16 protein-coding genes and 3 pseudogenes are annotated in these 24,531 nt (G+C 68.2%); 8 read left to right on the top strand and 11 right to left on the bottom strand.

Annotation, left to right across the window (positions count from 1 at the left end):
- Nucleotides 1-19: 19 nt before the first annotated feature.
- Nucleotides 20-286, bottom strand: coding sequence for a hypothetical protein (locus tag OH807_RS05900; RefSeq protein ID WP_406192292.1), 267 nt, complete (start codon nucleotides 284-286; stop codon nucleotides 20-22).
- Nucleotides 287-677: 391 nt separating this feature from the next.
- Between OH807_RS05900 and OH807_RS05895 the strand changes: the two genes are divergently transcribed.
- Nucleotides 678-2,594 carry a DEAD/DEAH box helicase family protein gene (locus OH807_RS05895; RefSeq protein WP_406194756.1) on the top strand — a complete coding sequence of 639 codons (1,917 nt, stop codon included), beginning with the start codon at nucleotides 678-680 and terminating at the stop codon, nucleotides 2,592-2,594.
- A 2-nt stretch (nucleotides 2,595-2,596) separates the two neighbouring features.
- Nucleotides 2,597-3,997, top strand: a complete 1,401-nt coding sequence (locus OH807_RS05890; protein WP_406194754.1) for a hypothetical protein — start codon at nucleotides 2,597-2,599, stop codon at nucleotides 3,995-3,997.
- A 68-nt stretch (nucleotides 3,998-4,065) separates the two neighbouring features.
- Here OH807_RS05890 and OH807_RS05885 read toward each other — a convergent pair whose 3' ends face one another.
- Genes OH807_RS05885 through OH807_RS05875 form a run of 3 tightly spaced genes read right to left on the bottom strand, consistent with a single transcriptional unit; the run spans nucleotide 4,066 to nucleotide 11,155 of the window.
- Complete coding sequence (locus OH807_RS05885; protein ID WP_406194751.1) at nucleotides 4,066-6,687, bottom strand: RNaseH domain-containing protein; 2,622 nt, start codon at nucleotides 6,685-6,687, stop codon at nucleotides 4,066-4,068.
- Nucleotides 6,687-9,992 (bottom strand): hypothetical protein, encoded by a 3,306-nt coding sequence (locus OH807_RS05880; RefSeq protein ID WP_406194750.1) that lies wholly within the window; start codon nucleotides 9,990-9,992, stop codon nucleotides 6,687-6,689. Before OH807_RS05880 ends, OH807_RS05885 begins: the two co-directional genes overlap by 1 nt.
- Nucleotides 9,989-11,155 carry a hypothetical protein gene (locus OH807_RS05875; RefSeq protein ID WP_406194747.1) on the bottom strand — a complete coding sequence of 389 codons (1,167 nt, stop codon included), beginning with the start codon at nucleotides 11,153-11,155 and terminating at the stop codon, nucleotides 9,989-9,991. Before OH807_RS05875 ends, OH807_RS05880 begins: the two co-directional genes overlap by 4 nt.
- 579 nt (nucleotides 11,156-11,734) lie before the next feature.
- Here OH807_RS05875 and OH807_RS05870 point away from each other — a divergent pair.
- Nucleotides 11,735-13,969 carry a hypothetical protein gene (locus OH807_RS05870; protein ID WP_406194745.1) on the top strand — a complete coding sequence of 745 codons (2,235 nt, stop codon included), beginning with the start codon at nucleotides 11,735-11,737 and terminating at the stop codon, nucleotides 13,967-13,969.
- A gap of 49 nt (nucleotides 13,970-14,018) precedes the next feature.
- Nucleotides 14,019-15,311, top strand: coding sequence for a hypothetical protein (locus tag OH807_RS05865; protein ID WP_406194743.1), 1,293 nt, complete (start codon nucleotides 14,019-14,021; stop codon nucleotides 15,309-15,311).
- A gap of 66 nt (nucleotides 15,312-15,377) precedes the next feature.
- Here OH807_RS05865 and OH807_RS05860 read toward each other — a convergent pair whose 3' ends face one another.
- Nucleotides 15,378-16,415, bottom strand: coding sequence for a tyrosine-type recombinase/integrase (locus OH807_RS05860; protein ID WP_406194741.1), 1,038 nt, complete (start codon nucleotides 16,413-16,415; stop codon nucleotides 15,378-15,380).
- Nucleotides 16,416-17,308: 893 nt separating this feature from the next.
- Between OH807_RS05860 and OH807_RS05855 the strand changes: the two genes are divergently transcribed.
- The gene (locus OH807_RS05855) at nucleotides 17,309-17,500 is read left to right on the top strand and encodes a helix-turn-helix domain-containing protein (RefSeq protein WP_406194738.1); all 192 of its coding nucleotides are present in this window, start codon (nucleotides 17,309-17,311) and stop codon (nucleotides 17,498-17,500) included.
- A gap of 67 nt (nucleotides 17,501-17,567) precedes the next feature.
- Here OH807_RS05855 and OH807_RS05850 read toward each other — a convergent pair whose 3' ends face one another.
- Entirely contained in the window at nucleotides 17,568-18,722 is a 1,155-nt protein-coding gene (locus OH807_RS05850) for a tyrosine-type recombinase/integrase (RefSeq protein WP_406194736.1), read from the bottom strand.
- Nucleotides 18,723-18,814: 92 nt separating this feature from the next.
- Here OH807_RS05850 and OH807_RS05845 point away from each other — a divergent pair.
- Nucleotides 18,815-18,979, top strand: a pseudogene (locus OH807_RS05845) (pirin family protein); the annotation flags it as partial.
- A gap of 742 nt (nucleotides 18,980-19,721) precedes the next feature.
- A pseudogene (locus OH807_RS05840) lies at nucleotides 19,722-19,853 on the top strand (IS5/IS1182 family transposase); the annotation flags it as partial.
- 20 nt (nucleotides 19,854-19,873) lie between these two features.
- On the opposite strand, the gene OH807_RS05835 reads toward OH807_RS05840, so the two are convergent.
- Nucleotides 19,874-20,677 carry an NAD(P)H-binding protein gene (locus OH807_RS05835; RefSeq protein ID WP_406194734.1) on the bottom strand — a complete coding sequence of 268 codons (804 nt, stop codon included), beginning with the start codon at nucleotides 20,675-20,677 and terminating at the stop codon, nucleotides 19,874-19,876.
- A gap of 10 nt (nucleotides 20,678-20,687) precedes the next feature.
- On the opposite strand from OH807_RS05835, the gene OH807_RS05830 reads away from it, so the two are divergent.
- Nucleotides 20,688-21,428, top strand: a complete 741-nt coding sequence (locus OH807_RS05830; RefSeq protein ID WP_406194731.1) for a helix-turn-helix domain-containing protein — start codon at nucleotides 20,688-20,690, stop codon at nucleotides 21,426-21,428.
- A gap of 17 nt (nucleotides 21,429-21,445) precedes the next feature.
- Here the strand turns inward: OH807_RS05830 and OH807_RS05825 are convergent.
- From OH807_RS05825 to OH807_RS05810, 4 genes and pseudogenes are all read right to left on the bottom strand, one after another.
- A pseudogene (locus OH807_RS05825) lies at nucleotides 21,446-21,600 on the bottom strand (IS5/IS1182 family transposase); the annotation flags it as partial.
- Nucleotides 21,601-21,958: 358 nt separating this feature from the next.
- The gene (locus tag OH807_RS05820; protein ID WP_406194729.1) at nucleotides 21,959-22,876 is read right to left on the bottom strand and encodes a glutaminase; all 918 of its coding nucleotides are present in this window, start codon (nucleotides 22,874-22,876) and stop codon (nucleotides 21,959-21,961) included.
- Nucleotides 22,877-23,435: 559 nt separating this feature from the next.
- Nucleotides 23,436-23,621: a hypothetical protein gene (locus OH807_RS05815; protein WP_406194727.1), complete on the bottom strand. Its 186-nt coding sequence runs from the start codon at nucleotides 23,619-23,621 to the stop codon at nucleotides 23,436-23,438.
- Nucleotides 23,622-23,723: 102 nt separating this feature from the next.
- Nucleotides 23,724-24,518 (bottom strand): alpha/beta fold hydrolase, encoded by a 795-nt coding sequence (locus OH807_RS05810; RefSeq protein ID WP_406194725.1) that lies wholly within the window; start codon nucleotides 24,516-24,518, stop codon nucleotides 23,724-23,726.
- Nucleotides 24,519-24,531 lie beyond the last annotated feature (13 nt).

Below are 24,531 nucleotides of genomic sequence, written 5' to 3'. Positions count from 1 at the left end.
TTCCAGCTCCGGGATCAGTTCACGCCATCCGACGCTTCCTCAGCTCAGCGAGCCACAGCCGAACCTGCTCGTCGTCATGCAGGTAGCCGCCGCCCGGCCCCTCGAAGAGATCGATGCCATGAAGGAGGCTCAACGCCCACCAGGACAGGTCGTCCCAGTCCAACTCGTCCTGTGTCACCCACCCTGCGGCCCAGCGGTCGACCTCGTCCCGCGTCAGCCGACCCTCGACAAGAGCAACAAAACGGTCTTCGATCTCATCGAGGGTCGGCTGCGAAATGGCACTCATGCCCCGACCGTACCGGCGGGGCGAACGTTGTCTGATGCGGCACTAGCTTGCATTGCCGACCTCGAGGTGGTCATCAGGACACTGCGAGACGGGCTGGTGAGCTCCACGGCGCGGAGCAGGGTCGCGCACCCCTGGATTTCTGGCACGGGGCATCGACTTCTCCTGCGTGCTCCGGCCCCAGGGCATCCACCACGGACGTCACGGCGACGTTCCCAGCGGTGGTACCGGGCCTTTTTCATACGGGGTCTCGTCGCAGGTCGGATCCCCGAGTAGCGCGAACATGCGCAGGGACACGCTGGGGCTAACCCGGTACGGCGAATCATGCTCACCGATCGTCAGTTACCCGTGATCGGCGACCAGTTGTCGTACCCAGACTGTACCCTCCGAGGTTATGGCAGGAGTCTCCGAAGAGTCCCGTGACCGCCGTCGCTCGTTCAACAGTGCAGAGCGCGTCGCGCTGTTTCTCGCGGCTGACGGGCGGTGCTCCAGATGCGGGGGCGAGTTGGAGCCTGGGTGGCATGGCGACCACATGGAGCCGTGGTCCAAGGGCGGCCCGACCGACGTGATCAACGGGCAGGCGCTCTGCCCTTCGTGCAATCTGAAGAAGGGATCTTCTGTGACGAACGACTCCGGACTCCGCGACTGGCAGGCCGATGCGCTCGACCGCTACACCATGCGCAACGGCGGCAAGGACGGGAACTTCCTAGTCGTAGCGACGCCGGGAGCCGGGAAGACCACCTTCGCCCTCACGGCCGCCCGCAACCTGATCGAGCGCGGGACGATCGACAGCATCGTAGTGATCGTCCCCACCAGTCACCTGCGGCGGCAATGGGCTGAGGCTGCCGCCCGCATGGGCATCAGGATCGACCACACTTTCGAGAATGGGAACGGCGTCGTCAGCTCCACCTTTGACGGCGTCGCGAGCACCTACCAGGGCGTAGCGTCCGCTCCTCTGGTGTGGCGCAGGATCACCGGCAAGAAGCGCACGCTCGTGATCTTCGATGAGATACACCACGCAGGGGATGGTGAGAATCTGGTCTGGGGCGACGCCCTCAAGGAAGCATTCGAACCGGCCGTCCGTCGTCTGCTTCTCTCCGGGACGCCGTTCCGCACAGACCGTAAGCCGATCCCGTTCGTCGCCTATGACGAGAACCGTCGAGCCATTCACGACTACGACTACGACTATGGCAAGGCGCTCATAGATGGCAGTGTCGTGCGTCCCGCGGTGTTCCCGGCCTGGGACGGGAAGTCAAGGTGGCGGCGGTCCGGTGAGATGGCGGTCACCGAGGTGGACCTGAGCGATGCCGACAAGACGGAGATCCCCCCGGCACTGAAGGCCGCCCTCGACCCAGAGGGGGAGTGGATTCCCTCTGTGTTGCACAAGGCGAACCACGACCTGATGACGATACGCGAGGACACCCCCGATGCCGGCGGCCTAGTAGTGGCCTCCGACCAGTTTCACGCCAACGCATACGCGAAGATCCTGAGCCGGATCTGCGGCCAGGAGGTCCCGGTCGCCATCTCCGACGAGCCGAATTCCTCCGGGATCATCAAGGAGTTCGCCAGGGGGAGCTCACCTTGGATCGTCGCCGTTCAGATGATCGCCGAAGGTGTCGACATCCCCCGTCTCGCCGTCGGCGTCTACGCCTCCCGAGTCCGCACGCAGATGTTCTTCATCCAGGTGGTCGGCCGGTTCGTGCGCCTGCGCGGTGAGGAGGACTACACCACGGCCAGGCTGTTCATCCCGTCCATCGGGATACTCCTCCGATACGCGCAAGACATTGAGAAGACCGTCGATGCCGTCTTGGCCGAGGAAGAGGAGAAGGTCCGAGCTGACCAGACCGACGAGGGGGAAGGGGGCATTGACACCCTGCTGCCCGCCTACGAGACGGTGGGGTCATCCGTCGCGGTTCACCACGCAACCATCGCGAGCGGCGCCAGCCTCACACCCGAGCACCTGGAGACGGCCCGGCGAGAAAAGGCGAGGATCGGCGCGGCGGTGGCCTCCGTTACGGTCGAGCAGATGGCGGCCATCCTCACATCGCTTGGCCACTTCAACACGAACACAGTTCCCGCATCGCGCTCCCCACACTCGGAAGCCCCGCTCGTCGGCGACCAGATGAAGGATCTGCGTAGGGTGATCCACAAGCGGGTCTCCAAGTTGGCGAGGATCACCGGCCAGGATTACATGGAGATCAACGCCGACCTCAACAAGTTCCTGGGTAACAGGGTGAAGACCGCGACCTTCGAGCAGCTTCAGGAGCGGCTGCAGACGCTTGATGAAGCGATCAAGAAGGAAAGGAAGTAGAAGTGAACGAAGCCAACCCGGGTGGAAACGCCGTCCTGGTCAACGCGCTCGGATCGTCTATGCGGTTTGCCCTGAACGGCATGGACAACGTTCCCGGCCTGCTTCGCCAGGTTATCGAGGAAGGCTCCTGGCGGAGCTTCACGACCCCCCGTGGCGAGAACGTCACCCACGACACCTTCGAGTCATTCATCACGACCAAGCCGTCGAAGGGGCTCGGCTACTCGATCGAGGCCCTAGTGCGCCTGATCGGCGACGACGACGAACTCCTCGGCCAAGTCGCCGAACTGGCCGGCCGCACCGCCGCCGAACTTCGGCAGTGGATCGATCCCAACCAGCAGCCGCTCTGGCGCGACCCGTCCGACGACGCTGACGCAGTGCCGACTGGCACGATCGAGGAACCTGACCTCGACCTCACCGACCCCGTCGACCGCGACGCGTACGAGCTTCGGACCGTGGGCAAGTCGGGTGGCTGGGTCTGGGCGCTCAAGGTCGCCCGGAACGTGCAGCTGGACGTTGACCATGGGGTCGTAGAGGATCAGAAACGGGACGTGCTAAGCCTCTCTCGCGCCGAGAAGGTATCCGCGAACGAGTTCGCGCGCCGCATTGGCTGGTCAACCCCGCGTGTGATGCGTTACTACCGAGCGTGGGAGCGGGGGATCGAGAAGTATGGGCTCCCTGACTTCAACCAGCTCCAGCCCGGCGTGGATGTAGATCTCCCCTCGGCGAAGACCTGGACGGCCTGTTTCACGGCAGGCCGTGTGAACCCCGACCGGGCCGAAGCGCTCGCGGCAGGGGCGGAGGAAGCTGGCCTCAGCGTCCGTGAGGTCATCTATGCCGCGAAGAGTCCTGGCGCGATGAAGGCCGCCATCCTGGCCGACGACAGCACCGCCGAAGCCGCCCGGACGGCGCTTCTGGAGCGTGCGCGCGACGACGGTGAGTTGCGTGCCGCGATGGTGCGCACCATCGCCAACGACCCTGTCTTCCGCAAGGAGACTGCGGTGGAGGGACGACGTGCCGAGCGGGCCGAGTACGTTCGCCATGTCGCTGACGATGGGAAGGTGCGAACCCCTGGCGGCCAGACCCTCGAACTTCCGCAAGAAGCCAAGGCGGAAGTCTCGAAGCTCCTGACCGTCGTCAACAGCCCGCACGCCACCGCCGAAGATGTAGCGGAGGTCTACGAAGTCGTTCAGGGTCTGACGGCGAAGGCCATCGAGGCCGATCCCGAGATCCAACTACGCGAACAGCGAAGTAAGTTCACAAAGGCACTCAGCAACACCTCGAAGAACATCCAGGCCATCGACCCGGATGACCTCCTCGCCGTTGCCGACGACGACGTGCGAGCGGTGCTGACCGAGTTGCAGACGAAAGTCAACGCGCTGGCCGACCTTGTCGGAGAGCTATAGCGCTGGCGTCCGTGTTACCGCGAGGCCCCCGGCCCACATCGACTGGAACCGGGGGCCCCGCGCACCGCCTACGGGAGATCCACTTCTTCCTCGGCGTCGCCATCACCGGGGTCATGGCTGTTGAAGTCTGGGTGGTCTTGATCGGCCTTGTAAGCGAGATGGAGCGGCGCAGCGCGCAGGGTGCGGTGATCCCAGGCGATGGCCTGGTCGCACAGACGCGCGATGAAGGCCATGAGGTCACCGGGTTCCCAGATGCCGGGGCTCGGGACCGTGATCTCGATGCGGCTGGTGGCGTGGAGGTCCTTGTTCATCGGGTTGGAGGGCAAGGTGTGGAAGTCCTCGCGGGTTCGCCGGTTGCCCTCGCGCAGCATGGGCGAGTTGCCCGCTTGCTGATGCGACTGCTGGGTGAGCATCCAGACAGTCTCGTGGGGGTGGCGCTTCTCGAAGATGAGCGTCCGACGGTAGCTGGGCGTCATGGTTTCGAGATTGTCGGTGCCGTCGCGGTAGACGGTCGCCGGCCGCGCCGCGTGCTGGCCGAAGGCGAGTCGTACGACGGCTACGTCGACGCCGTCGTGGGCGAGGCCGCGGCCCGGCAGATGGCCGCCCGAGAACGGGTTGTCACCGACGCCGGAGTAGATGCTGCGGCTGCCTTCCTTGTCCAGGACGACGACGACTCGGTTGCCGCCGTTGGGGATGATCAGGCCATCAAGGGCGGTCTCGATGTGGTCGCGAACCGCCTGGGCTCCATCGGCGGCCCGGCCCCAGTTCTCGTTTCCGATGTCGGCGCCGTGGTAGGCGGCGCGTCCCTCGGCGAGGCGTAGCCACTGGCCGTTGTGGTACATCTCGGTGTACGGCGGCGTCTCGGCGTCCGGTGTGAAGTGCATCGCGACCAGGCAGGCGACGAGTTTGGGCCGGCGGGGAGCCTGGCCTCGTACGCGCTGGTAGTTGTGACGACGCAGGTGGACACCGACGACGGTGACCGGTTCCGTGAGGGGTGCTTCGATGCGGACGTCGGGCGAGGCGCACGTTGCCCGTGCGAGACGGTCGTCGATGATGCCGGCATCCTGGAAGACGTGGCGCAGGGCTGCGCTGGCAGGGAAGTCGGTCTCCTCGTCCTTTGCCGGGACGGCTGCTTCGACGAGGAACTGGCTGACGATCCTGGCCGCGCCGAGTGCCTTCCGGGTGAGAGGCTTGCCGTCCTTGGGGACGGGCTTCCCGTCCCAGGTGGTCTCACAGATGGCAGCGATGAGCTGGTCGGGGTCTTCACTGTGAAGAGGGCCGCACAGTCGAATGACCTCGGCACGGTCATGGCCGCCGTGCATGACGAGTTCGGGGATCTTCCGGAACTCAAGGGTGATCGTCGGCGCGATCTCCACGAACGCTCCGTCGAACGCCGCGTCCGGTGCCGCGAGTACAGCGGGGATCGGGACTCCGTAATCGGCGCGCAGTTGGCGCAGGATCCGGCGGGGCGTCGTGGCCGCGGCGTAGACCACCACCAGGCGCATGGACTTCCAGTCAGCGGCTTCCAGCGCCTGGGGCAGCTTCTTGGCGGGGATGGGGCCGCTGGTGAGGCTCTTCTGCGGGATGCTGTAGCGGGATTTGTCGTAGATGATCGGTTGAACGCCGAGGACTCCGGCGATGTGGGCGGCCATGCGCAGGGTGAAGTACGCGCCTACGCCTTTACCCACGGGGTGCTTGCCCTTGTTGCGGAAGACGGCGCGGACATGGTCGAGGTCTCCGTCCGCATTGTCGGGCAGTGTGACGGGGCTGAGGCCGCATGCCTGGACGATGGCGGCGGTGTGGCCCCGGAACTTCGTCTTCCAGACGGGGTAGCCGTTCTTGTCCTGGAGCTTCTTGCCGTCGGGGCCCACTTCGGGGACGTGGCGGACCGGCACGCGCAGCAGGGTGTCGAACTGCGGGTGGTTGATAAAGACGGTCTTGACGTTGCGCCAGTGCTCGGCGACCCGGGTGACGTGGCAGTCGAAGCGGAGAACCGGGTCGGGCAGGCCACGCTGGGTCTCTCCGACGACGGAGACGTAGGCCATCGCCCAGCCGGTCCGTTCGTTCGGCCTTCCCTCGTAGAGGGTGCGGTAGTAGGGATAGTCCCAAGCCAGAAGCTTTTTGGCGTCGTGGGCGAGCCCTACCCGGAAGTTTGTGGTGCGCTGGGTGGGGTGCGCTTTGTCGATCATGGGCTGGGAGGCGAGGCGCTGGATGACCGACCATCCGGCGGCGTCCTTCCACCACCACGGTCCGGTGATGTATCCGGCATCGTCCCGCTCGAGGACGTCCGCGAGGTGAAGGCATTCCGCGCCGTCGAAGTCGATGAACTGGCTGAGGAGCTGACCCTTGGCCTGGGTCCGGAAGTGCAGCTTCTGCCAGGTATCGAAGCATCGGGTGGTGAGCTTCGGATCGAGGGGGCCGTCGGCGACGATCAAGCTCCGCTTCTGGCCGGACCGAGTGTCGCGGTGCCGGGCGACGGTAAAGACGATCATGCGGCCGGTGACCGTGCCCAGGGCGACGCGAAGGGCTCCGTGGGGGGTGCGGAAGCCCTCTTCGGGATCCCACTGCCGTTCGCAGATCTCCCAGAGGTCCTCGAACTCCGGTGTGAGCGGGTAGAACCAGACCTGTCCCATCAGTTCGGGGCTGAGGGGGAAGTCGACGGTGTAGAGGCGTGTGGGGCTGGCGGCCATCAGTTACTGGTCCTTTCGTCGGCGAAGTCGAAGATCGCCCGGAGGGTGCTGCCGTAGATGTTCTGGAGGAGTTCGAGCTGCCCGGCCCGTGCCCAGCCGTCGCGCAGTTCGCGGATCAGGCGGGGCAGGTCGCTGCCGCTGGTGGTGTTGTGGAAGGCGTGGTCGGCGAGGTAGAGGACGCCTTGGTCTCCGCCGCGTCGTACTCGGCCGCCGAGCTGGATGATGCCGATGAGCATCTCGGCGACGATCGACAGCCGTACCTTGCTCGGCAGCGACTGGAAGAAGTGGTGGCTGCGGAACAGCTCCTCGTGGACGGCGCTGGACGCGGTGGAGAGCTCGCGGAGCATCCCGGCAGGGTCCTCTGAGCGGTTGACGCTGCTGTAGGCGCGGCTGGAGATGAGGGCGAGGAGCTGGGCCGGCTCGTCCATCAGCGGGATCGGGCGGACTGCGAGGATGACCTCTCCTACGAGGGAGCGTCCGCTGTTGTCGACCATGTTCAGGCCGCGCTCGGCGATGGCGAGCGGTGCGATCAGGACCTTGGCGGTCGGGTGGTGGGGGAAACGTTCCAGGGCGTCCGACGGGATCGCGTACCAGGCCGGGCGGCGACGGTAATGGGCCGGCACCGTGCTTTCGTCGCTCGCGCGGGTGGCGACCGCGATGCTTTCGGGATCCGCGCCGGCGGAGATCATTCCTTCGGCGAGTTGAGCGGCGCCGAGGTAGGAGGTGCAGGCGACGAGGATGCGGGCGCGGTGTGCGGTGGCCGGCCGGCTGGCCAGCTTCTTCAGCCGCTGGATGATCTGGGTCCACAGTGCGCGCCCCATCTGCTGGTGGGCCTGGTCCCGGTGGATGTCCGAGGTGCCGGAGATTCGAATGGGGTTGTTCCGGTCGTCCACGAGGCGGAGCGGCCGTAGGACGAGCGATCCGGTGATGTCGTCGGGGACGTACCAGGTCGGGGGCGTGATGAGGTGGTGCATGGTGCCGCCGGGCATGTGAGCGGTGGCGGACAGTCCGATCACGATGCGGCGCTGGCTGCACAGGGCCAGCGCGGTGGTGTCGCCCAGTTGCGCGGTGTAGGCGTGCGGGTCCCCGGTGAAGGAGGTCAGGGCCAGCTCGGTGCGGTGCTTGTCCTCGACGTCGTGGATGGCAGTGAAGCCGAAGACCGGTGCTCCCAGCGGGCCGTAGGGAGCGGCGTGCCACTGCTTGTTGTCCTCCAGCATCTCGGTTAGCTCGTTGGCCGCGTTGATGCCGGAGGCTTTCAGCGAGGTGCCGAGCCTGGTCACGTACTCGATCTGGGCGCGGATCTGCTCGAGGTAGGCCCTTCGTACCAGGAGATCGACGAGGAGTTCGCGGTCGTCCTCGGTGAGCGCTGGGGCCAGGAGGGGCTGCACAACGGCGGCGATCTTCGCGTGCACGTTGTTGTAGACCGGATCGGTGCCCTCGCGCAGAGCGGTGGCATCGAGCAGCTCGGCGCGCAGCACGGCCAGGTGCTTGCTACTGCTGTCGCCGATGCCGGGAATGGCCGGGACGGTCGCGTCCTCGAGCTGTGCTTCCTCCTTCGGGTTGAAGAGCTTTCGGAAGGCGTCGATCTGCTCGCGGGTGGGCGAGGTGCCGTCAGCTGTTCGCCACAGGCGGGCGGTGCACCAGGCGTCCCAGCGGCGCGGGATGATCAGGCGACGGCGGGCGAGCTGCTGGCGGTTGCGCTCGTTCGGTCCCCGCTGGGCGATCCGGCCGTTGGCGGCGTTGCTGACGTAGCTCTCGGAGAGGAACCGCGCCTGCGTGATCTTGGGGTGGATGTAGCGCTCGAGCTCGTACATCAGTGCCCCGGCCCGGACGCTGAACTGATCGTGGAGCTCTTGCAGGGCGCTGGGCTGTCGGCTTCCGTACCGGGCGAGCGTGACGTGGTGGGCACTCTTGGCGAACCCGGTGGCCTGGAAGGCGTCCGCCTCGTCGATGAGCAGAAGGTGGGTGAGCCGGAGGAGTGCCTCCTCGACTGTCATGTAGTTGCGTACTTGGCCGCCGGCCAGAACCGGGACGTGCAGGCGGCCGGACATCAGGTTGATGTGGCTGGTGACGATGACGTTGGCGGTGTCGAGCGCCATCTGGTGGCGGTGCTTCCCGCAGTGGGCGAACCACGCGCAGCGGTAGCGTCGCATCTCGCCGGACTCGGGGTCGGTGCCCTCGAAGTCCGCGCACCGCTCCTGGCCGGGCTGCCAGAGGTCGACGTCCTGCTTGTTGGTGGACTTCGCCTGCATCGCGCATCCGTAGGAGAATTCGCCGTACGCCTCGTCTGCTTCTTCGGTTCGCCCTTCCTCGGTAAGACTGCGGGCGGTCTTCTCGGCTTCGTCCTGCATGCTGTTCGGCGAGATCAGCGGCACGACCGCGTTCGGAAGACCGAGAACAGCCAACTCCTCACGGAGCGCTCGGGTGAAGGAGAACACTGCGTCATTGCGTGGAACGACAATCCCGGTGACCAGGTTGTTCTTGACGCCCCATTCGGCGAGCAGTTTGGCCAGGACGCTCTTGCCCGAACCGGTGCACGCGCTCAGCACGCGGATCAGGCCAGCGTCGAGAGTCAGGAAGCCGTCCGTGAGCAAGGAGCCGTCGGCCCGGCGGATGTGCTTGAAGAGCCGGTCCAGGCTCTTGCGACGATGGCTCTGCCCGAACTTCCCGTCCACGGCATCGGCGATCGCGCGCAACTCGTCGATCGGCACGCGGAGCGTGAGGCATTCCTTGGGCTTGCCGAAGTCCGGAAGCGGCGTCTGGATCTCAGGCAGGTCGAGGACATAGTGGGCCTGAATCACACCGTTGCCGGGGCGGCTCGGGTCCGGGATCTGGGTGCCCATCCTGAAGTGGCCGTGCAGGGCAAGGTCGCGACTGCGTCCTTCATCAGCCGCTGCCCTGCGGTCGTCGAGGGTCTCCAGGGCCTCGTCCACCAGCGATGCCAGGCGCTGCTGGAGAGGCCCGGTCACGAGGTAGAGCTCGTCGTCGAGCGGTGCGAACCCCTCGGGCAGCTCGGGTGAGTCGAACAGCTCTTGCGCGGCGCGGCGGAACGCCGCGTAGATGGCCAGGCGCCCCGGCCGATGCAGCAGGAGCCGGGTGACCCTCCGGGTGTCCTCGGGGGACAGATCCGGAAAGCGGTCCCACAGGTGGGTGTGTCCGGAGACGAGGAAATGCGCGTCACGGATCGCCGAAGCGTGGCGGAAGGGCTCCTCCGCACGGTTCGGAAACAGGCGCGCCGCCAAGGCCAGCGCGGCCACCGTGCTCAGACGCTGGGCTCTCGCCGCAGACAGGGGGCGGCCGGTCATCGCCCCTCCTTCAGCGCGTTTCGGACCGCGGTCTTGAACGCGCGCACCGTACGCACCTCGTACTGGCCCGGCGGCAATGACCGCCGCAGCTGTGCGACCTGCCAGGCCCGGTAGTCCGGTACGACGACGTGCCGGGCCCTGGGCGGCCTCGCGGCGACCTGCGACGGGGACCTGGTGTCCTTCAGATCGATCTCGAAGATGTCGGCGCCGGCTCGGACGGTGATGTCCCATCGGTCCTTGTGCGGCCACTTCGTCACCGCGTCGGTACCGATTCCGGGCTGCTCCGCCAGCCATGTCATCAGCTCGACCTCGGTGACCCCGGGGATCGTGATGTAGCGCCAAACCGCCTCATGGACGCACACCACCTCTGCCGCGCTCAGCGCGCGCACTGGCCTTGGCCCACGGACTCGCGGCGCCCCGGTGTCGTCGACTTCGTCCGTCACCTTGAACAGGCCGGAGTGCTGGGGGTAGCGGCAGGCCAGCTCCGCGCCCTGGACGTGCATGGGCCAGTTGCACACAGGACACGGCACGTACCAGGAGTCGCGGCCGACAACGAATCGTCGGTCCGGTGGCAGCGGCTCGTACGCCTCGGTGTGCAGCGCGCCGCGCTCGTGCAGCGCGTCGCTGACGAACTCCGCTGTGCCTGCCGGTACCTCGATCAGCATCTGCCGCGTGGCGACGTACTCCTCTTGCCCGGCCGACGAGAGCACTGTGTAGATGGAGCGCTCCACCTTCTCGAAGGTCTGCTGTGCCCAGCGGGGTACCCAGTCGATGCCGGCCCCATGGTTCTCAAAGAGGGCCTCGCTGTAGTCGGAGCCGTATTCGATGGCGTCGCCGGTCAGCAGGCCGTCCTCGCCCAGAATCGTGAAGGATCCGAGCTCGTCCGGCAGGTCGTCCCAAGTCAGAGGCACCCACTGCCTCATGGGACGGTGCAGGGCCTTGATCATGTCACCTGGTGTCGTGGGACCGGCTCCAGGTGGCAGCAGGCTGAGAAACGCCCCGTGCATCCGAGACACCTCTCGCCATGCCTCAGGCTGCTCCCGTCGAGAAGACCACGCCTTGGCGGCCCGCAACCCCGTCGTCGTCAAGTCGCCGACCAGTTTCGCCGTCCGTGTGCTGTCTGCTCTGTGCAGCCCGGAGTTGTCATGTGTTTCACGCGCCATGGCTGTCCAGAGTGAGCCCTCGCACGAGCGCCCACCGTCGCAGCCGGTGACTTTCGGCCAACCTAGGCCAGCCCGGACTCCCGAAGGCCGGGGCCTGGGGCGTACGCAACAGCCATTTGGTCATGCCAACGGGCAACAGAGACTGGCGCGAACCAGTGGTCGACGAGGTCCCGCTGTCAGCCATGCCCGGTATTTGGGGCCCATCAGTGCCCAGTGGCAAGGATGGGTTCGGTCACCCCGCCTGGATACGGCGGCCCAGCGGAGGGTGACCGGCTGGCCGTCACAACGTCCTCCCCGCCCATGGATCCGCCGAAGATGGTTCACCATCCTGTGCCGCACGCTGCAGTTCCCCAGCCTCGCCCGTCCGCTCCTCGAGGCTGCGCCACCTGTTCGAGCAGCGGCGACGGACCAGAACCCTTGCCAGTAGAACCCTGACCGGCGGCTCTGATGCCGAGCGCAGGCTTCCTCACGTGAGCACCGGGCAGATATCAACCCGCCGCGCTCCACCGCGAAGGTTTCCGGGTCACCTTGTCGGTGCCCCCGGCTACGCTCACAAGCCGAGACCGATAGGGGAGTTACGTGCTCGACAGCTCACTCACCGCCGACGTCCCGCTCGGCCCTTTCGAGGACACGCCCGTCACCGTCCACGCGACCAAGGGCAAGAACGCCAAGCTCCACGCCACGACGACGTGCACCCAGCTGCGCAGCCGCGACATCGCGACGATCCAGGTGCCGCTGAACGCGGACACGATCGGCCGGATGTGCTCGCGCTGCGCGCGGTGGGGCGCGTGGGCGCGGCCGGACACGGGGCTCGGCATCTTCCTGCGGGCGCTCGGCGGTATCGGGCTGCTGTACCAACTGCAGAGCTACACGGCGCCGGACCCCGACGACTGCTGGGGGCCGGACGAGGTCCAGGCCGCCGCCGCCCTGCTGGGCACCGATCCAGTCGAGCCGGCCGCCGCCTCGGAGGACTACGAGGAGCCGGACGAGGAGGATTGGGAGGCGCGCGACGAGGCGAAGCGTCTGCGGGACAGCGTGTTGTCCACCTGGCGCGGCGCGGCTACGAGCCTCCACCTGGCTCAGGTCGCAGTCACCCTGTTCCCGTGGCTGGGGCAGTGGGCGGAGCCGAAGCTGGCCGTGAAGCAGCAGTACCTGGAGGTCCTTCGGGTCAAGGCTGTGCTGTTCGTCGACTCCGAAGGGCTCATGGCTGCCGCCGCCGCGGCAGCCATGGAGGAGCCCGAACTCCCCAGCGATGAAGCGGCGTTCAGTGCGATCGGTACCGGCAAGGAAGTCGGCACACAGCTGAAGGCGCTCTGGCACGAGTGGCAGGACAAGGCCGGACGCGGGTGGGAGGGGCCCAGCGCGCGTACCTACCTCGCCTACGGCCCCACCCACGGCATCCGCCCCAACCGGAAGGGCTACGCCGCAACCCGCGCCGCGGTCGACGAACTCGTCGCCTCCTGGGAGGGCCTGGCCCGGGACGTGGCCGCGGAGCCCGCCACGCTGGGGTGGGTGACCGTGCGGCTGCCCGAAGTCAAGGAGGACACCACGCCGCCCTGGCGCGAGCACGGCTTCCTCGCCGACCTCGACGACTGGACGACCGGCGTCCTGATCACCTACCTCGCCGACGCCGACTGGGCGGGCCGCACCCTCACCCTGCGCGTGCCCCAGCTCATCGCCGACCGGCTCCTGTCCCACCCCCACCGCCTCGACTGCCAAGCCCACCAGGACAGGCCGACCCCCACCACGCCCGCACCCTCGGCGAACCCGATCCGGCCCGGGATCTTCGACGACACCCCGGTCCGCGGGCGCCAGCCGCTCACCGCGGACCACCTGCGCCTGCTGCGTTCGATGCGCGCCACCGCCGCAGACTCGCTGTACATCGTCTTCTCGACGGACGACGGTACCGAGGTCCTGCCCCTGCCGGTACTCGAGAAGCGCCTGGCCCGCGGATGGCAGTGCTTCCTCCTCGCCGGCGCCTCGGACCTCCCCACCGACGTGATCGAACCATGGACCCGCGAGGTCGGCCCCAGGCCCGAAGACCGTGAAAGCCTCTGGCCGCAGTACCCGCGCAGTGCGCACGCCCCGCTCTTCGGCGAGGACCTCGGCCTGGCACAGGGAGCCACACGGGCAGCCTGGCTCGCGTACGAGCACCAGGACGCGGACCGCAACCTGCGTCTGCTCGCCATGGCCCGCGGCGTGCGGGACCTGCGGACACTGGACGGCGGATACGACGACCAAGGACGATCCTGCACCCTTCCCCACCCGGTGTGGCTGGGGCTGCTGGCCCACGCCGAGGACCTGGACCTCGAACCGTTCGAAGCCCCGGACGCCGACCCGGGGAGCAGCGGCGGCAGCGGCATCCCGCTCGGCGTCCTCGCCGACGTGCAGGTCTACACGACCAACGCCGACCCCCGGATCCAGGGCAAGAGCCACTCGCCGTTCTGCCCACACTCCAGGGAACGCGGCGTCGTCGCCGGTGATGACCTGCTGACCGTCGCCGACCTGCTCGACAACGACGACTACGACTGGTGCAGCAAGTGCCAGGGCTACGCGATCCGCCGCCTGACCGACACCCAGCTGTCCTACTACCGCGCCGCCCACCGGCTCCACGACATCGCCCAGAGCCTCGACCCCGGCCGAGGCGGCCACGACCGCCTCGACATCGAGACGATCACCCGACAGCTCCGTGAACTCGCCGACTGGCGCCCCGCCGGCGAGGACCACTGGTACACGAGCGGAGCGCGGCGCTGGAGGCGCATCGTCCACGAGCTGCAGGCGAAGGCCGAAGCAGCCGGCCGCGACACCCCGTGACAGCCAACCGCGCAGCACCCCGTACCCGACCGCGTTGAACAGGCCGCCCATGACCAGCACACCGTCCGAGACGCTGTCACTGCACGCCACCGGCCCCCGGCTACTCGCCCGGCTCACCGCACCGCTCCGCCGGGCCGGCTGGACGGAGGGCGAACTCTGGGACGACACGGACGAGGACGACGAGCCCGGCGCCGGTCCGCTCTACCGGGAGTTCTCCCGCTCGAACTTCCACATCAGCGTCACCTGGAATCCCGCTGACGCCCGGCTCACCGTCGATGACCCGACCGAGCACTGGGACTGGGACGACGGCCTGCCCCCGCTGTGTCCCCTCGACCAGCCCCTCACCGTCGACCTGAGCACCCACCCCACCCAGGCCGCCAAGGCTGAGGCTGCGCGCCGTGCATTCGCCGAAGCCGGACTTCTCGACGCCACCCGCGTCCACGTCCCGGAGCAAGCCCGGGATCTGTGCCACGACCTGGTCGTGCAGTTGTGGGCGGCTACCGTCCACGACGCGATCGCCCGGCACCGGTGCGACGGCGGCGGGCGTGAGGCCATTGCCGCGCTGGGCGAGGAGTTCTCATGGCGCCTGGGTGACGGGCTGCGTACCCACCCGCTGATCGTTCCGGACCCGGTTCCGTCGGCGGCGGCCCGCGGCATCGCCGAGTGGTGCTGGCGTCGGGAGAGCGACGTCGAGGAGTGGCACTTCAAGATCGACGACATCGCCATGGCCCGCGCCAACATCGCCGCGACCCGTGCCGTCCTGCCCCACGTCCACCCCGAGGGTGTCGACTGGCCGGCCGTGCGACTCGCCCTCACCGCGCCCACCCGACGACTCGCCGACGGTCAGGCTCTCGCCGACATTCTCGAAGAGGGCTGGACGCCTGTCCTCGCCTCCGTCCACCGCGAGATCGACCTCTGGCAGCGGGCCGACGAGACGCTAGGCCCTGAAGCCGTCCTGCGCATGCTCAGCCTCCACGGCTCCCGCACCGAGTCCGTCGGCGAATGGTGGGGGTCCGGCTGGTACGAGACCGCCGCCCGCCGCGCCGTCGCCCGCGCGGCGACCAGCGGGAGCCTCCCCGCCGCGGTGTCCGCGGTCTTCCCCGACACCGAGCACCTGGCCGACACCGCGGCCGCCCACCCCGACCTCCTCGACGACGACACCTTCACCTGGATCACCGAAGCCGTCTTCACGGAGGGATCCCTCCTGCGCGAAGCCCGGCTGCCGGTCCCACCGGCGATGACCCTCCCGGACTGGGCAGCCCACGACCTCCTCGACATGCTCCGCCCGGACTCCGACGAGCACGAGGCCCCAGCTGCCGACGCCACGCTCGGGCGTCCCTGACCGGACGCACAGCCAGAGACGCCCCACCCCGCCCAAGCCGCAGCACGGAAGCCGTCCGGCGCGCGGCTACGCCACCCGCCGGAGAACCTCGCCGGGCCCGGGGACCGGACTCTGCTTGGCGGCGGCCCGGTCGAGGGCCTGGGCCAACGCGAGCACGGCCTGGTCGGCGGAGTCTTTGAGGAGGTGGCCGTAGAGGTTGATGGTGGTGGCGATGGTGGAGTGCCGCAGGGTCTTGGAGATGACGGCGACGGGGATGTTCTCCGCGATCATGATGCTGGCCGCGGTGTGGCGAAGGTCGTGCAGGCCGATCCTGGGCAGGTCGAGCTCGGCGGTGCGCTTGCGGAGCTGGTCGAGGACCCACTGGGGCCGCAACGGTGTCCCGCCCGGGCGGGCGAAGACCAGGCCCTCGAGCCGGCCGTCCGGGTGGGCGGCCGGCTGGATCGCGGCCTGGCGGTGGAGGGCGGCCATGACCCTGGGGGAGAGGCTGATCCAGGCCCGGCTGGCCTCGGTCTTGGGTGCGCGAAGGTGGATCCTGCCGTTGTCGATCGCGGCGAGGGTCCAGCGGACGAACAGCTTGCGGTCCATGAGGTGGACGTCCGACCAGTGCAGGGCGAGAACCTCACCGCGGCGCATGCCGGTGCCGAGCATGACCTCGAACAGGTCGGTCAGCTGGTCCGCGTACTGCTCCGCACTGTGCTGCAGGAAGGTCGCGGCCTGCTCGGGGGTCCAGCAGGTGCGTTCGGCTGCGCGGGGCTTGGGCGGCACCGAGTGCTTGGCCGGGTTGTAGCGCAGGCGCCAGGAGCGCACGGCGGCGTTGAGTGCGTTGCGCAGGGTGGACACGGCCCGGTAGACGGTGACGCGTCCGCGCTGGGCCTCCAGCTGGGCGGTGACCCAGGCGTCGATGTGTTCCGGGCGCAGGTCGAGGAGCCGGAGGTGGCCGAAGGCGGGGACGAGGTCGCGCTCGACGCACGCGGCGTAGCCGGCGTACGTGTTCGGCGCGAGGTACGGCTTCCTCGTGGCGAGCCATTCGCGCAGGTAGCTCGCGACGGTGGTGCGGCGGTTCTCGTAGACCCCGCGCAGCTCACCGTCCAGCACCGCGGCCATCTCGCGGGCCGCCTCCGCCCGGCTGGTGAAGCCGCCCCGTCGACGGGTCCTTCGCCTCCCGTCTTCCGGAGCGAGGTCGACGCAGTACGTCCACGACCCGTGACCCGCCTCCTCCACCAATCGCACGCACCACGGACCCAGCTGCTTGCGGTGCTCGTCCGTACATCCGCACCGCCGGTAGACCCGACCCCGCCGCGCACGCTGTCCCATGAGCTTCCCCTTCTGTCGATCGGGTGATCCGGGACCAAGAGTCGCCGCCCGGTCGGGCGTGGCGGCAGAGCGTGAGAGGCGGTGCGCGACGTAGTCACAACCACACGGCGACGACACGCTCAAGACGACACACCGCCCGGAAGATCACTATGCGCAACCGGTGGGTAAGCGACCATGATCCGCCCGCAGGACCGGGCCCCGCAGGCCGGCCGACGGCATCGACGCAGGGGCAGTCAGGCAGGTACGACGCCGCTTGCTGAAGGGGCCGACAGGTATCGATCACAGGCAGTAGCCGCGGCTAGGCGCCCGGCCTGGGGACCACTTTGGGACCACACCCGATGAGCGCCTATGGGCGCCCATGGTCCGAAACGGACACTTCTGCACGAAGTAAACACTGAGCAACTGTCAGCTCGCTGCGTCGCCGTTTCCGTCGGGAAGTCCCAACTCAATTGTACCCCAGGGTAGTTGAGCGAGAGGAAAGCCGAGGCCTTGAGGCCTCGGCTGCCGACAATAGTTGAACCCCTTGACTGGGGGTCAAGGGTGACAGAATCGACGATAATGGCCAAGCAGCCATTGTCGGAACGGTCGCTTGCAGGCGCCTATCACAGGACTTTGGGCTCGGCCAAAAAGCCGTTCACGTGTGAGCCTCTCCGCTGTTGCCAGCTGTCGCAGAGGAGGAGCCCATGGCTCAGCAGTTCATGAGTGTCAAGGAGACCGCAGAGTATCTGAACATGTCCGTCCCGTGGGTCTATCGCGAGGCGTCTCGTGGGGGCCTTGTTCCCTTTAGGTTCGGGCATGGGCAGAATGCGAAGCTTCAGTTCAAGGTGTCTGAGGTCCAGGCGTGGGTGAAGCAGCAGCGGTTGTCCGGCGGCTGAGTCCATAGGAACGGAGTGCGGAGGCCCTGCCCCCGATCCAGGCGATCGGGGGCAGGGCCTCCGCCGTTCAGGCAGCGAGGCCGAGGTCGAGGACCTGGGCGGCGCGGCCGATGGAGCCAGGCATGAGGTGGCGGTAGATCTTGAACGTGATGTCGAGGCTGCGGTGGCCCATCCATTCCGCGACATCCGTGATCGGGATGTTGTGGGTGAGGCAGTTGGACGCGAAGAAGTGGCGGAGGCTGTAGATGACCATGCCTTCGGGGATCTCGACGAGTCCGTCGCTCTTGATTCGCCGCCACTGGTTGTGCATGAAGTAGTACGGCAGAGGCTTGGTCAGGTCTCGGGGATGTCGCAGCAGGTAGCCGTCGATGGTGCCGTATGTGTTTGCGTACCGCTCGATGCTGTGCTTGACGCGGGCGGGAAGGGGGACATCGCGGTAGTCGCCGGCCTTTCGGTGCTTGAGCGGTGCGTAGTCCTTCGTGGTCTGGTTGACCTGCTCGGTGATCCGGTACACGTCGTCAGCGACGATGTTGTTGATATTGACGGCCAGGGCCTCGCCGTTGCGCATGCCGCAGCCGCTCATCAGGTCAGCGGTGAGGCGGAACATGTCGTCGCCGGCGGTGCGTATGTCCTGGAGCTGGGCAGGGGAGGGGATGACGGCACGCTTGAGGTCGTACTGCGGCGGCTTGACCCCGTCGAGCGGGTTGTCGTCGTAGAGACCGAGCCGGTGGGCATCCAGGAGGATCGACTTCAGCTTGTCGAAGACGTTCGACTGGGTGGCCAGTCCGACGCCGTTGCGCTCCATCGTCTGGATGAACGCCTCGACGACTTTGTGGTCGAAGGTGCCCATCCGGCGGCTCCGGAACGCCGGGAAGAGGTGGTGCTCCAGGAGCGAGTCGAGGTGCCGCATCGAGCTGGGGCGCAGGTCGCGCTGGCCTGCCCTCCACTCGGTCACGTACGGCTCGAACTGCATCGGGCCGTACTTCTGGATGCGTTCCGCCTTGCGCTGGCTCTGCGGGTTGTTCTTCCGTGCCTGGTAGACCTCGGCGAGTCGGGCCTTGGCCTTGTCCTGGGTGGTGAAGCCGGACTCCTCGGTCTGGCTGCCGGCTGCGTTGCGGTAGCGGATCTTGTACTCGTGGGGGCACCTCTGCCACCGGCTCTCGGGGTGATCGCACTCCTTGAAGAAGCTGCCCATGCCGCGGACGAGGTTGATGGTGGCCATGGTTGTCTACCCCCGGGTGTCTTGCTGACCTTTTGCTGACACCGGATGGTCGATCAGGCCCCTGACCTGGGACGAAACGGTAGAACCGTGGTATGTGGTGGAACTTCATCGGCCGCTCCGGTGAGGAGATCGTACAAGCACGGAATGACTGGGAGAAGGGTTTGCGATTCGGTGAGGTGCACGGCTACGACGGTGCCCGCCTGCGTGCGCCTGTTCTCCCCGACATCCCGTTGAAGGCGCGTGGTCGGGTGCGCTGAACTGCGGTTCCCTGGTCCTTCCAGCCGGTTGAGCCGGCACGCTCGGACAGGGCTTACCCATGGGTTGGGTCCTGGTCGACCGAGGACATCCGAGCCCGATGGCCATGTAAGCGGGGGCTGCCGGAGGCTCGGCCGGTTCTCGTGTTCAGCTGCGTTCGGCAGGGTCTGATCGGATAGATGCTGACCTTTTGCCGACTCTCCTGACGGGTTGTCAGGCACGTGCTCTGGACCTCTCTGGATCGCCTGACCTCCGCGCGGCGGGACGTCCGGCACGGACGGTGGTGCTCGCCGGGGAAGTGGGATGAGCGCCGCGTGGCCCCGTCACAGGCTCGGATGGCGTCCGGCGGCTCGAAGCCCGGTGGGAATCCAAGCACCGAGCACGCCTGAGCCTGCTGCGGGTCGCCGCCGGCGTGCGGCCGGGGTGGGTGCGCCGTCGCTGCGGCGTCCGTGCTGCGAGGTGCTACGCCGGCGGTAGGGCGGGCATCCGGTACTTGCGGTGGCTCCGGTCGGGGCGAGCGGTCGGAGTTCGGGGAGCGTGAGTTCGGCGGCCGGCCGGGCGGCGTGGACGGGGGTGAGATCAGCTCGGCCGGGTGATCCGGAGCGGACGCACCTCGCCGACGCCGTTGCAAGCGGTTCCGCCGGCTTGTAGAGGTCCTTGACCGCAGCCTTGATGTGAAGACCGCGGGCCACCCCGAGGACGCCAGCCAGTACCGCGGGCCACGGCTTCGCCGCCGTCGGCTGAGTCCAATTCGGCTGCTCCTACGAAGCCCTGGCGGACACCACCTGCTCAGCCACCACGATCCGCAACCGCCGTGATGAGTGGATCCGGCTCGGCGTCTTCACCCGGCTCCGACACATCGCCACCAGAGCCTGGCAGCCGTCCGCAGCGGTGGGTTACGGCATTGCCGCGAACGCCTCCCGGTGGTCGCGTGCCCACCGCTCGAACGTGCCCGCCGAACGGCCGAGCACCTGCGGCACGTGGTCGGTGATGTAGGCCGCACCGCCGGCGCGCGCCCAGCCGATGCCAGTGAGCATCCCGGCCGGCAACTGGTCGAGCGCATTCGTGTCAGTGAGCTTGACCGGCCGTTCCAGCACGCCCTCCAGAATCGCCGCCTGGTCTGCGAACGTCAGCAGCTCCGGCCCGGTCAGGTCGTACCGCTGCCCATCGTGTGCATCGCTGGTCATGGCGGCGACGGCGACCGCAGCCACGTCCCTCGGGTCGACGATGGCCTGCCGGGAGTCGCCGGCCAGGTTCGGGATCGGCTCTCCGGCCTGGATCAGCGCCCGGTGCCACAAGAAGTTCGAGGCGAAGCTCGGCGGGCGAAGCATCGTCCACAGGAGCCCGCTGGCCTCGATCGCCTCCTCCGCGGCGAGGTGCCACGCGCCGACGGTCGCGCCGTCGAACCGCTCGCCGCTGCCGATGGCGGACAGCTTGACGATCTTACGGACGCCTGCCGCCCGCGCGGCTGCGACCAGGGCGATGTCGTGGTCCGCGGTCGGCACGGGGGGCACGGTTACGAGGAAGACCGTGTCGACGTCGGCCACCGCGCGCGCCAGCGACGCCGGGTCGTCGAAGTCGGCCCGCACCCCGCCGGCCCGCTCACGGCGGGACATCGCCCGGAACGGCACACCCCGCTCGGTGAGCAGACGGACGACGTGACTACCGATGGTGCCGGTGGCACCGGTAACAAGGATCATGTGCCCGACGATGACAGCGCTCTCACACCTCGTGATAGGAAGTTTCGGCACTATCGTGGGCCGCATGAGTTCTCTCGTCGTGCCGCCCGCCCTCCTGCGGTGGGTGGCCGGCATCGATGTCGCTACGGCGGCGGGTTCGGCGGCGGTCGACGTGCCCGATCACGCCACCACGCTTCTCCTGCGTACTGACAAGCGCGAGCTGATCGTCATGGGCCCCCGCACCCGGGCCGCCTATCACGTCGCCGCGCCCGGCCACTCGTGCGTGCAGGTCCGTATGCGTCCGGGTCGTGCCCAAGCCCTGCTCGGACGTTCGCTGAATGGTCTCGCCGACGGTGTCCTGCCGCTCGGCGAACTACCGGGTCTGGACGTCGACCAGCTCGCCGCCGACCCGGTCACCGCTCTCGAAAAGGCATTGGCCGACCGCCCGGAGCCGTCGGAGCGGCTCGACGAGGCGGCGCGTCTACTGGTCGGCGCCACTGTCGCCGCGACCGCGGCCCGGTTGCACATCAGTGAGCGCCGCCTGCACGCCCTGTTCACCGACGCCACCGGTCTGTCCCCCAAGCACTTCGCACGCATCGACCGCGTTCGCACCGTGCTCGCGGCCGATGCCGGCCGATGGGCGGACATCGCCGCGACGGCCGGCTACTACGACCAGTCCCACATGACGGCCGAGTTCCGCCACTTCATGGGTGTCCCACCGGCCGCGTACACCGCGGGGCGGCGCCCCGCCGCGACTTTGTGCACCGCCTGAGTTCCCGGACTGACAAAGGAGGAGTCGCAGCAGCTTGTCGAGGATGGTCCGGTCGCTGATCCGTGCGGTGGCAGCCCAGCGGGTGGGTTGGATCGTAGACGGGCCGCTGCGGAAGCAGCGCCGCGAATTGGTCCCACAAGGGTTCGGTCAGCCATGACGGCAAGGCAGGCACAGGTCTCCCGGTGATCACAGAGCGTCGCAACCTCCATGATCACCAAGCCCTGTGCCTCCTCTTCTCCCGAGGTGAAGCCGGAGCTTTCGGCGTCGCGGATTTGGTTGAGATGACTGAACGCTGAAGCGAGCCCAGTGGGCCAAGGTCCCAGCAAAGTGACAGATCATCCAGTTGGTGACGGTTTGTGAAGGGCGGGCCCGGCCCGGACCAGGCCGATGTCGTTCGGCTCACGGGCCGCAGCGCCGTTGTGGCCCTCGTGGCGGACCGCCTTCTGCACTGCGCCGCCGGGCTCCCGCACCGGCCGCACCGACAGGCCGCGCGAGACCCCTCGCGAAGCCGTCCGCCCGTGCGCCGCCGGTCAGAAGATGGACCAGCCGGTGAGGGTGGTGAGGGTGTCGAGCGCGGTGATGCCGGCGATCGAGTTGCCGTGGCTGTCGAGGGCCGGTCCCCAGGTGCAGAGCGTTCCGCGCCCGGGGATCACGGCGAGGATGCCCCCGCCGATGCCGCTCTTGGCGGGCAGGCCGACGCGGTGGGCGAACTCGCCGGCGGCGTCGTAGGTGCCGCCGATCAGCATGACGGCGTTGACGCGCTTGGCTTCGCTGCGGGTGAGCAGCCGGGTGCCGTCGGACCGGAGGCCGTGCCGGGCGAGGAATCCCGCGGCGAGGGCGAGGTCGTGGCAGCTCATGGTGAGGGCGCACTGCCAGAAGTAGTGGTCGAGGACGTCCGGGACGGGGTTGTCGAGGCGGCCGTGGTCGGCCAGCAGGTGGGCGAGGGCCGCGTTGCGGTGTCCGTGGTGGCTCTCGCTCCAGGCGACCTGGGCGTCGAAGTCGATGTGGGGGTTGCCGCTCTCGGTGCGGAGGAACTCGCGCAGGGTGCCCCGGGAGTCCCCGGTGAGGGTGAGCAGCCGGTCGGTGATCACCAGGGCGCCGGCGTTGACGAAGGGGTTGCGCGGGATCGCGTTCTCACGTTCCAGCTGGGCGAGGGAGTTGAAGGGCGACCCAGAGGGCTCCTTCCCCACCCGGGCCCAGAGCGAGTCGCCGTCGGCGGCCAGCACCAGGGCCAGGGTGAACACCTTGGAGATGGACTGGATGGAGAACGGGACCTGCCAGTCCCCGGTGCCGCGTGGCGGTTTGCGGGTGGCGGTGTCCGCGATGGCGAGGCCGAACCGGTGGGGGTCGACGGCGGCGAGGGCCGGGATGTACTGGGCGACGGTTCCCTCGTTCAGGACGGGGTGGACGGCGTCGTCGATGCGTTCGAACAGGTTCTTGTAGTCCATGCCGGTCCCCCTCCGCGGGCGGGACGCCGTTGTCCGGCCCGGAATCAGCATGCGCCGGGGCGCTCGCGGGGGGAAGAGCGCCCGAACTGGAGAGGGCCGGTCCCGATGGTCCGGGCTACCGCCCCGCGCCCAGGTCGGCCGGACCTTCGTGACCTGTACGCCCCTTTACGTCGCACTCCCATGGTCATGCCCCTGAACCGAGACTGATGCTGACTTTTACTGACCTCGGCTGACGGGAAGTCAGGTGAGATCCACCGTGTGGCGGGCGGGCCGACCTCTGCGGCGTTCGGCGGCAGTATCGCCGCGGTCGGCCACACCGACTCCGACGGCGCCAGGCCCCTGGAGGCGATCGCCACCGTCGCCACCCACCCGCCTTCGAATCCTCGCCCGGGTCAAGGCCGTTCGAATTCCAGGGACATGCCGGTGTTGGCGTCGTGGATCAGGCCGCTGGTGGCACGGGGGCCGGGGAGGGCCGGGCGCTGGTCGGTGACGGTAGTGCGAGGACATCGCCGCACCGGAGGTGTCTTTCGTGGCAGGCCGGGTGCGAAACCGCTTCTCTCTACGGCGCCGCCTGAACCACCCGCGGACCGATCCTGACGCACCGGGTGACCACTTGGCCGGGCTGCTCCGAGTCGGCCTCTTCGGCATCGGCGAGTGCCCGGTGGACGGAGGTCATCGAGGGGTTCTTCCCGGCGTTCTTGCCGGTCCTGATGACCAGCTCCTTGGCGATGTCGGGCACGGGCACGTCCTGGGCGGCCTCCTTGATGGCGTTGGCCAGGGCGCGCGCCGGTTGCGATTCCCCACTGGTGGCCAGTTGGTGGGGAGGTAACTGGCCACCGACGGTTACTCACTGGTGATGGAGCGGGTCGCTCGTCCGGCGCAGGTGGGCGTCGATCAGAGCGAAGGTGGCTTCCGGTTGTTCGATCTGCGGAAGGTGGCCGGCCTCGGGTATGACCTTGAGTCGGCCGTTGCCGAAGGCGTCGGCGTACGCCGCGCCGTAGGCGGGAGTGACGATGCGGTCGCTCTCACCCCAGAGCAGGAGGGCAGGCGTCTGAACATGTCCGAGCCGGCGCAGCAGCTTGGGGTCATGCATGTAGGGGTCGCCGGCGAGGATGCGCATGGTGGTCATGTTGCTTTGTCTGCGTGCGAGTTCTTCGGCCGGGATGTTGGCCGGGTCGAGGTGGTACCGGTCGGAGTCGTGCCAGGAGTGCTCCGCAACGCCGCGGGCGTCGAGGGCGAAGAAGTCGGTGATCGGCTCCGTCTCGACCTGCACGCCGACGGCGTCGATCAGGACAAGGCCGGTGATGCTTCCCGTGCTGTCGCGTACGGCCATCTCGGCAGCTATCCAGCCCCCGAGCGAGGAGCCGACGACGAGAACGTCGCGCAGTCGACGTTCGCGCACGGTGTGCAGGTAGGCGAGGGCGAGGTCGTCGATGCCGGTGAGCCATGCGGGGCGGTGGGTGCCGTCCCAGCCGGGGTGCACAGGCGTGATGGTGTGGGCGATGCGGGAGAGGCGCTGGGCGAGGCCGGCCACTGTGGCGGGGCCTCCGCCGCCGTGCAGGATGAGGACCGGCCTGCCGGCTCCGGCCTCGGACAGAGTGAGGGACAGGTCAGCGGACTCGGCTGATGCGTCGGTGAGCATGCCCACCACCATA

The organism is Kitasatospora sp. NBC_01560 (genome assembly GCF_045208415.1).
Classification (GTDB): Bacteria; Actinomycetota; Actinomycetes; order Streptomycetales; family Streptomycetaceae; genus Kitasatospora.
Note: the sequence above shows the minus strand (reverse complement) of the source record. Positions and strands in the feature narration are given on the sequence as shown.

Coding starts and splice junctions, on each gene's coding strand:
- OH807_RS05885 (WP_406194751.1), bottom strand. CDS start 6,687: ATGGCCGCCAGCCCCACACGCCTCTACACCGTCGACTTCCCCCTCAGC.
- OH807_RS05820 (WP_406194729.1), bottom strand. CDS start 22,876: ATGGACTACAAGAACCTGTTCGAACGCATCGACGACGCCGTCCACCCC.
- OH807_RS05875 (WP_406194747.1), bottom strand. CDS start 11,155: ATGGCGCGTGAAACACATGACAACTCCGGGCTGCACAGAGCAGACAGC.
- OH807_RS05895 (WP_406194756.1), top strand. CDS start 678: ATGGCAGGAGTCTCCGAAGAGTCCCGTGACCGCCGTCGCTCGTTCAAC.
- OH807_RS05850 (WP_406194736.1), bottom strand. CDS start 18,722: ATGGCCACCATCAACCTCGTCCGCGGCATGGGCAGCTTCTTCAAGGAG.
- OH807_RS05865 (WP_406194743.1), top strand. CDS start 14,019: ATGACCAGCACACCGTCCGAGACGCTGTCACTGCACGCCACCGGCCCC.
- OH807_RS05855 (WP_406194738.1), top strand. CDS start 17,309: ATGGCTCAGCAGTTCATGAGTGTCAAGGAGACCGCAGAGTATCTGAAC.
- OH807_RS05830 (WP_406194731.1), top strand. CDS start 20,688: ATGACAGCGCTCTCACACCTCGTGATAGGAAGTTTCGGCACTATCGTG.
- OH807_RS05880 (WP_406194750.1), bottom strand. CDS start 9,992: ATGACCGGCCGCCCCCTGTCTGCGGCGAGAGCCCAGCGTCTGAGCACG.
- OH807_RS05810 (WP_406194725.1), bottom strand. CDS start 24,518: ATGCTCACCGACGCATCAGCCGAGTCCGCTGACCTGTCCCTCACTCTG.
- OH807_RS05860 (WP_406194741.1), bottom strand. CDS start 16,415: ATGGCCGCGGTGCTGGACGGTGAGCTGCGCGGGGTCTACGAGAACCGC.
- OH807_RS05900 (WP_406192292.1), bottom strand. CDS start 286: ATGAGTGCCATTTCGCAGCCGACCCTCGATGAGATCGAAGACCGTTTT.
- OH807_RS05835 (WP_406194734.1), bottom strand. CDS start 20,677: ATGATCCTTGTTACCGGTGCCACCGGCACCATCGGTAGTCACGTCGTC.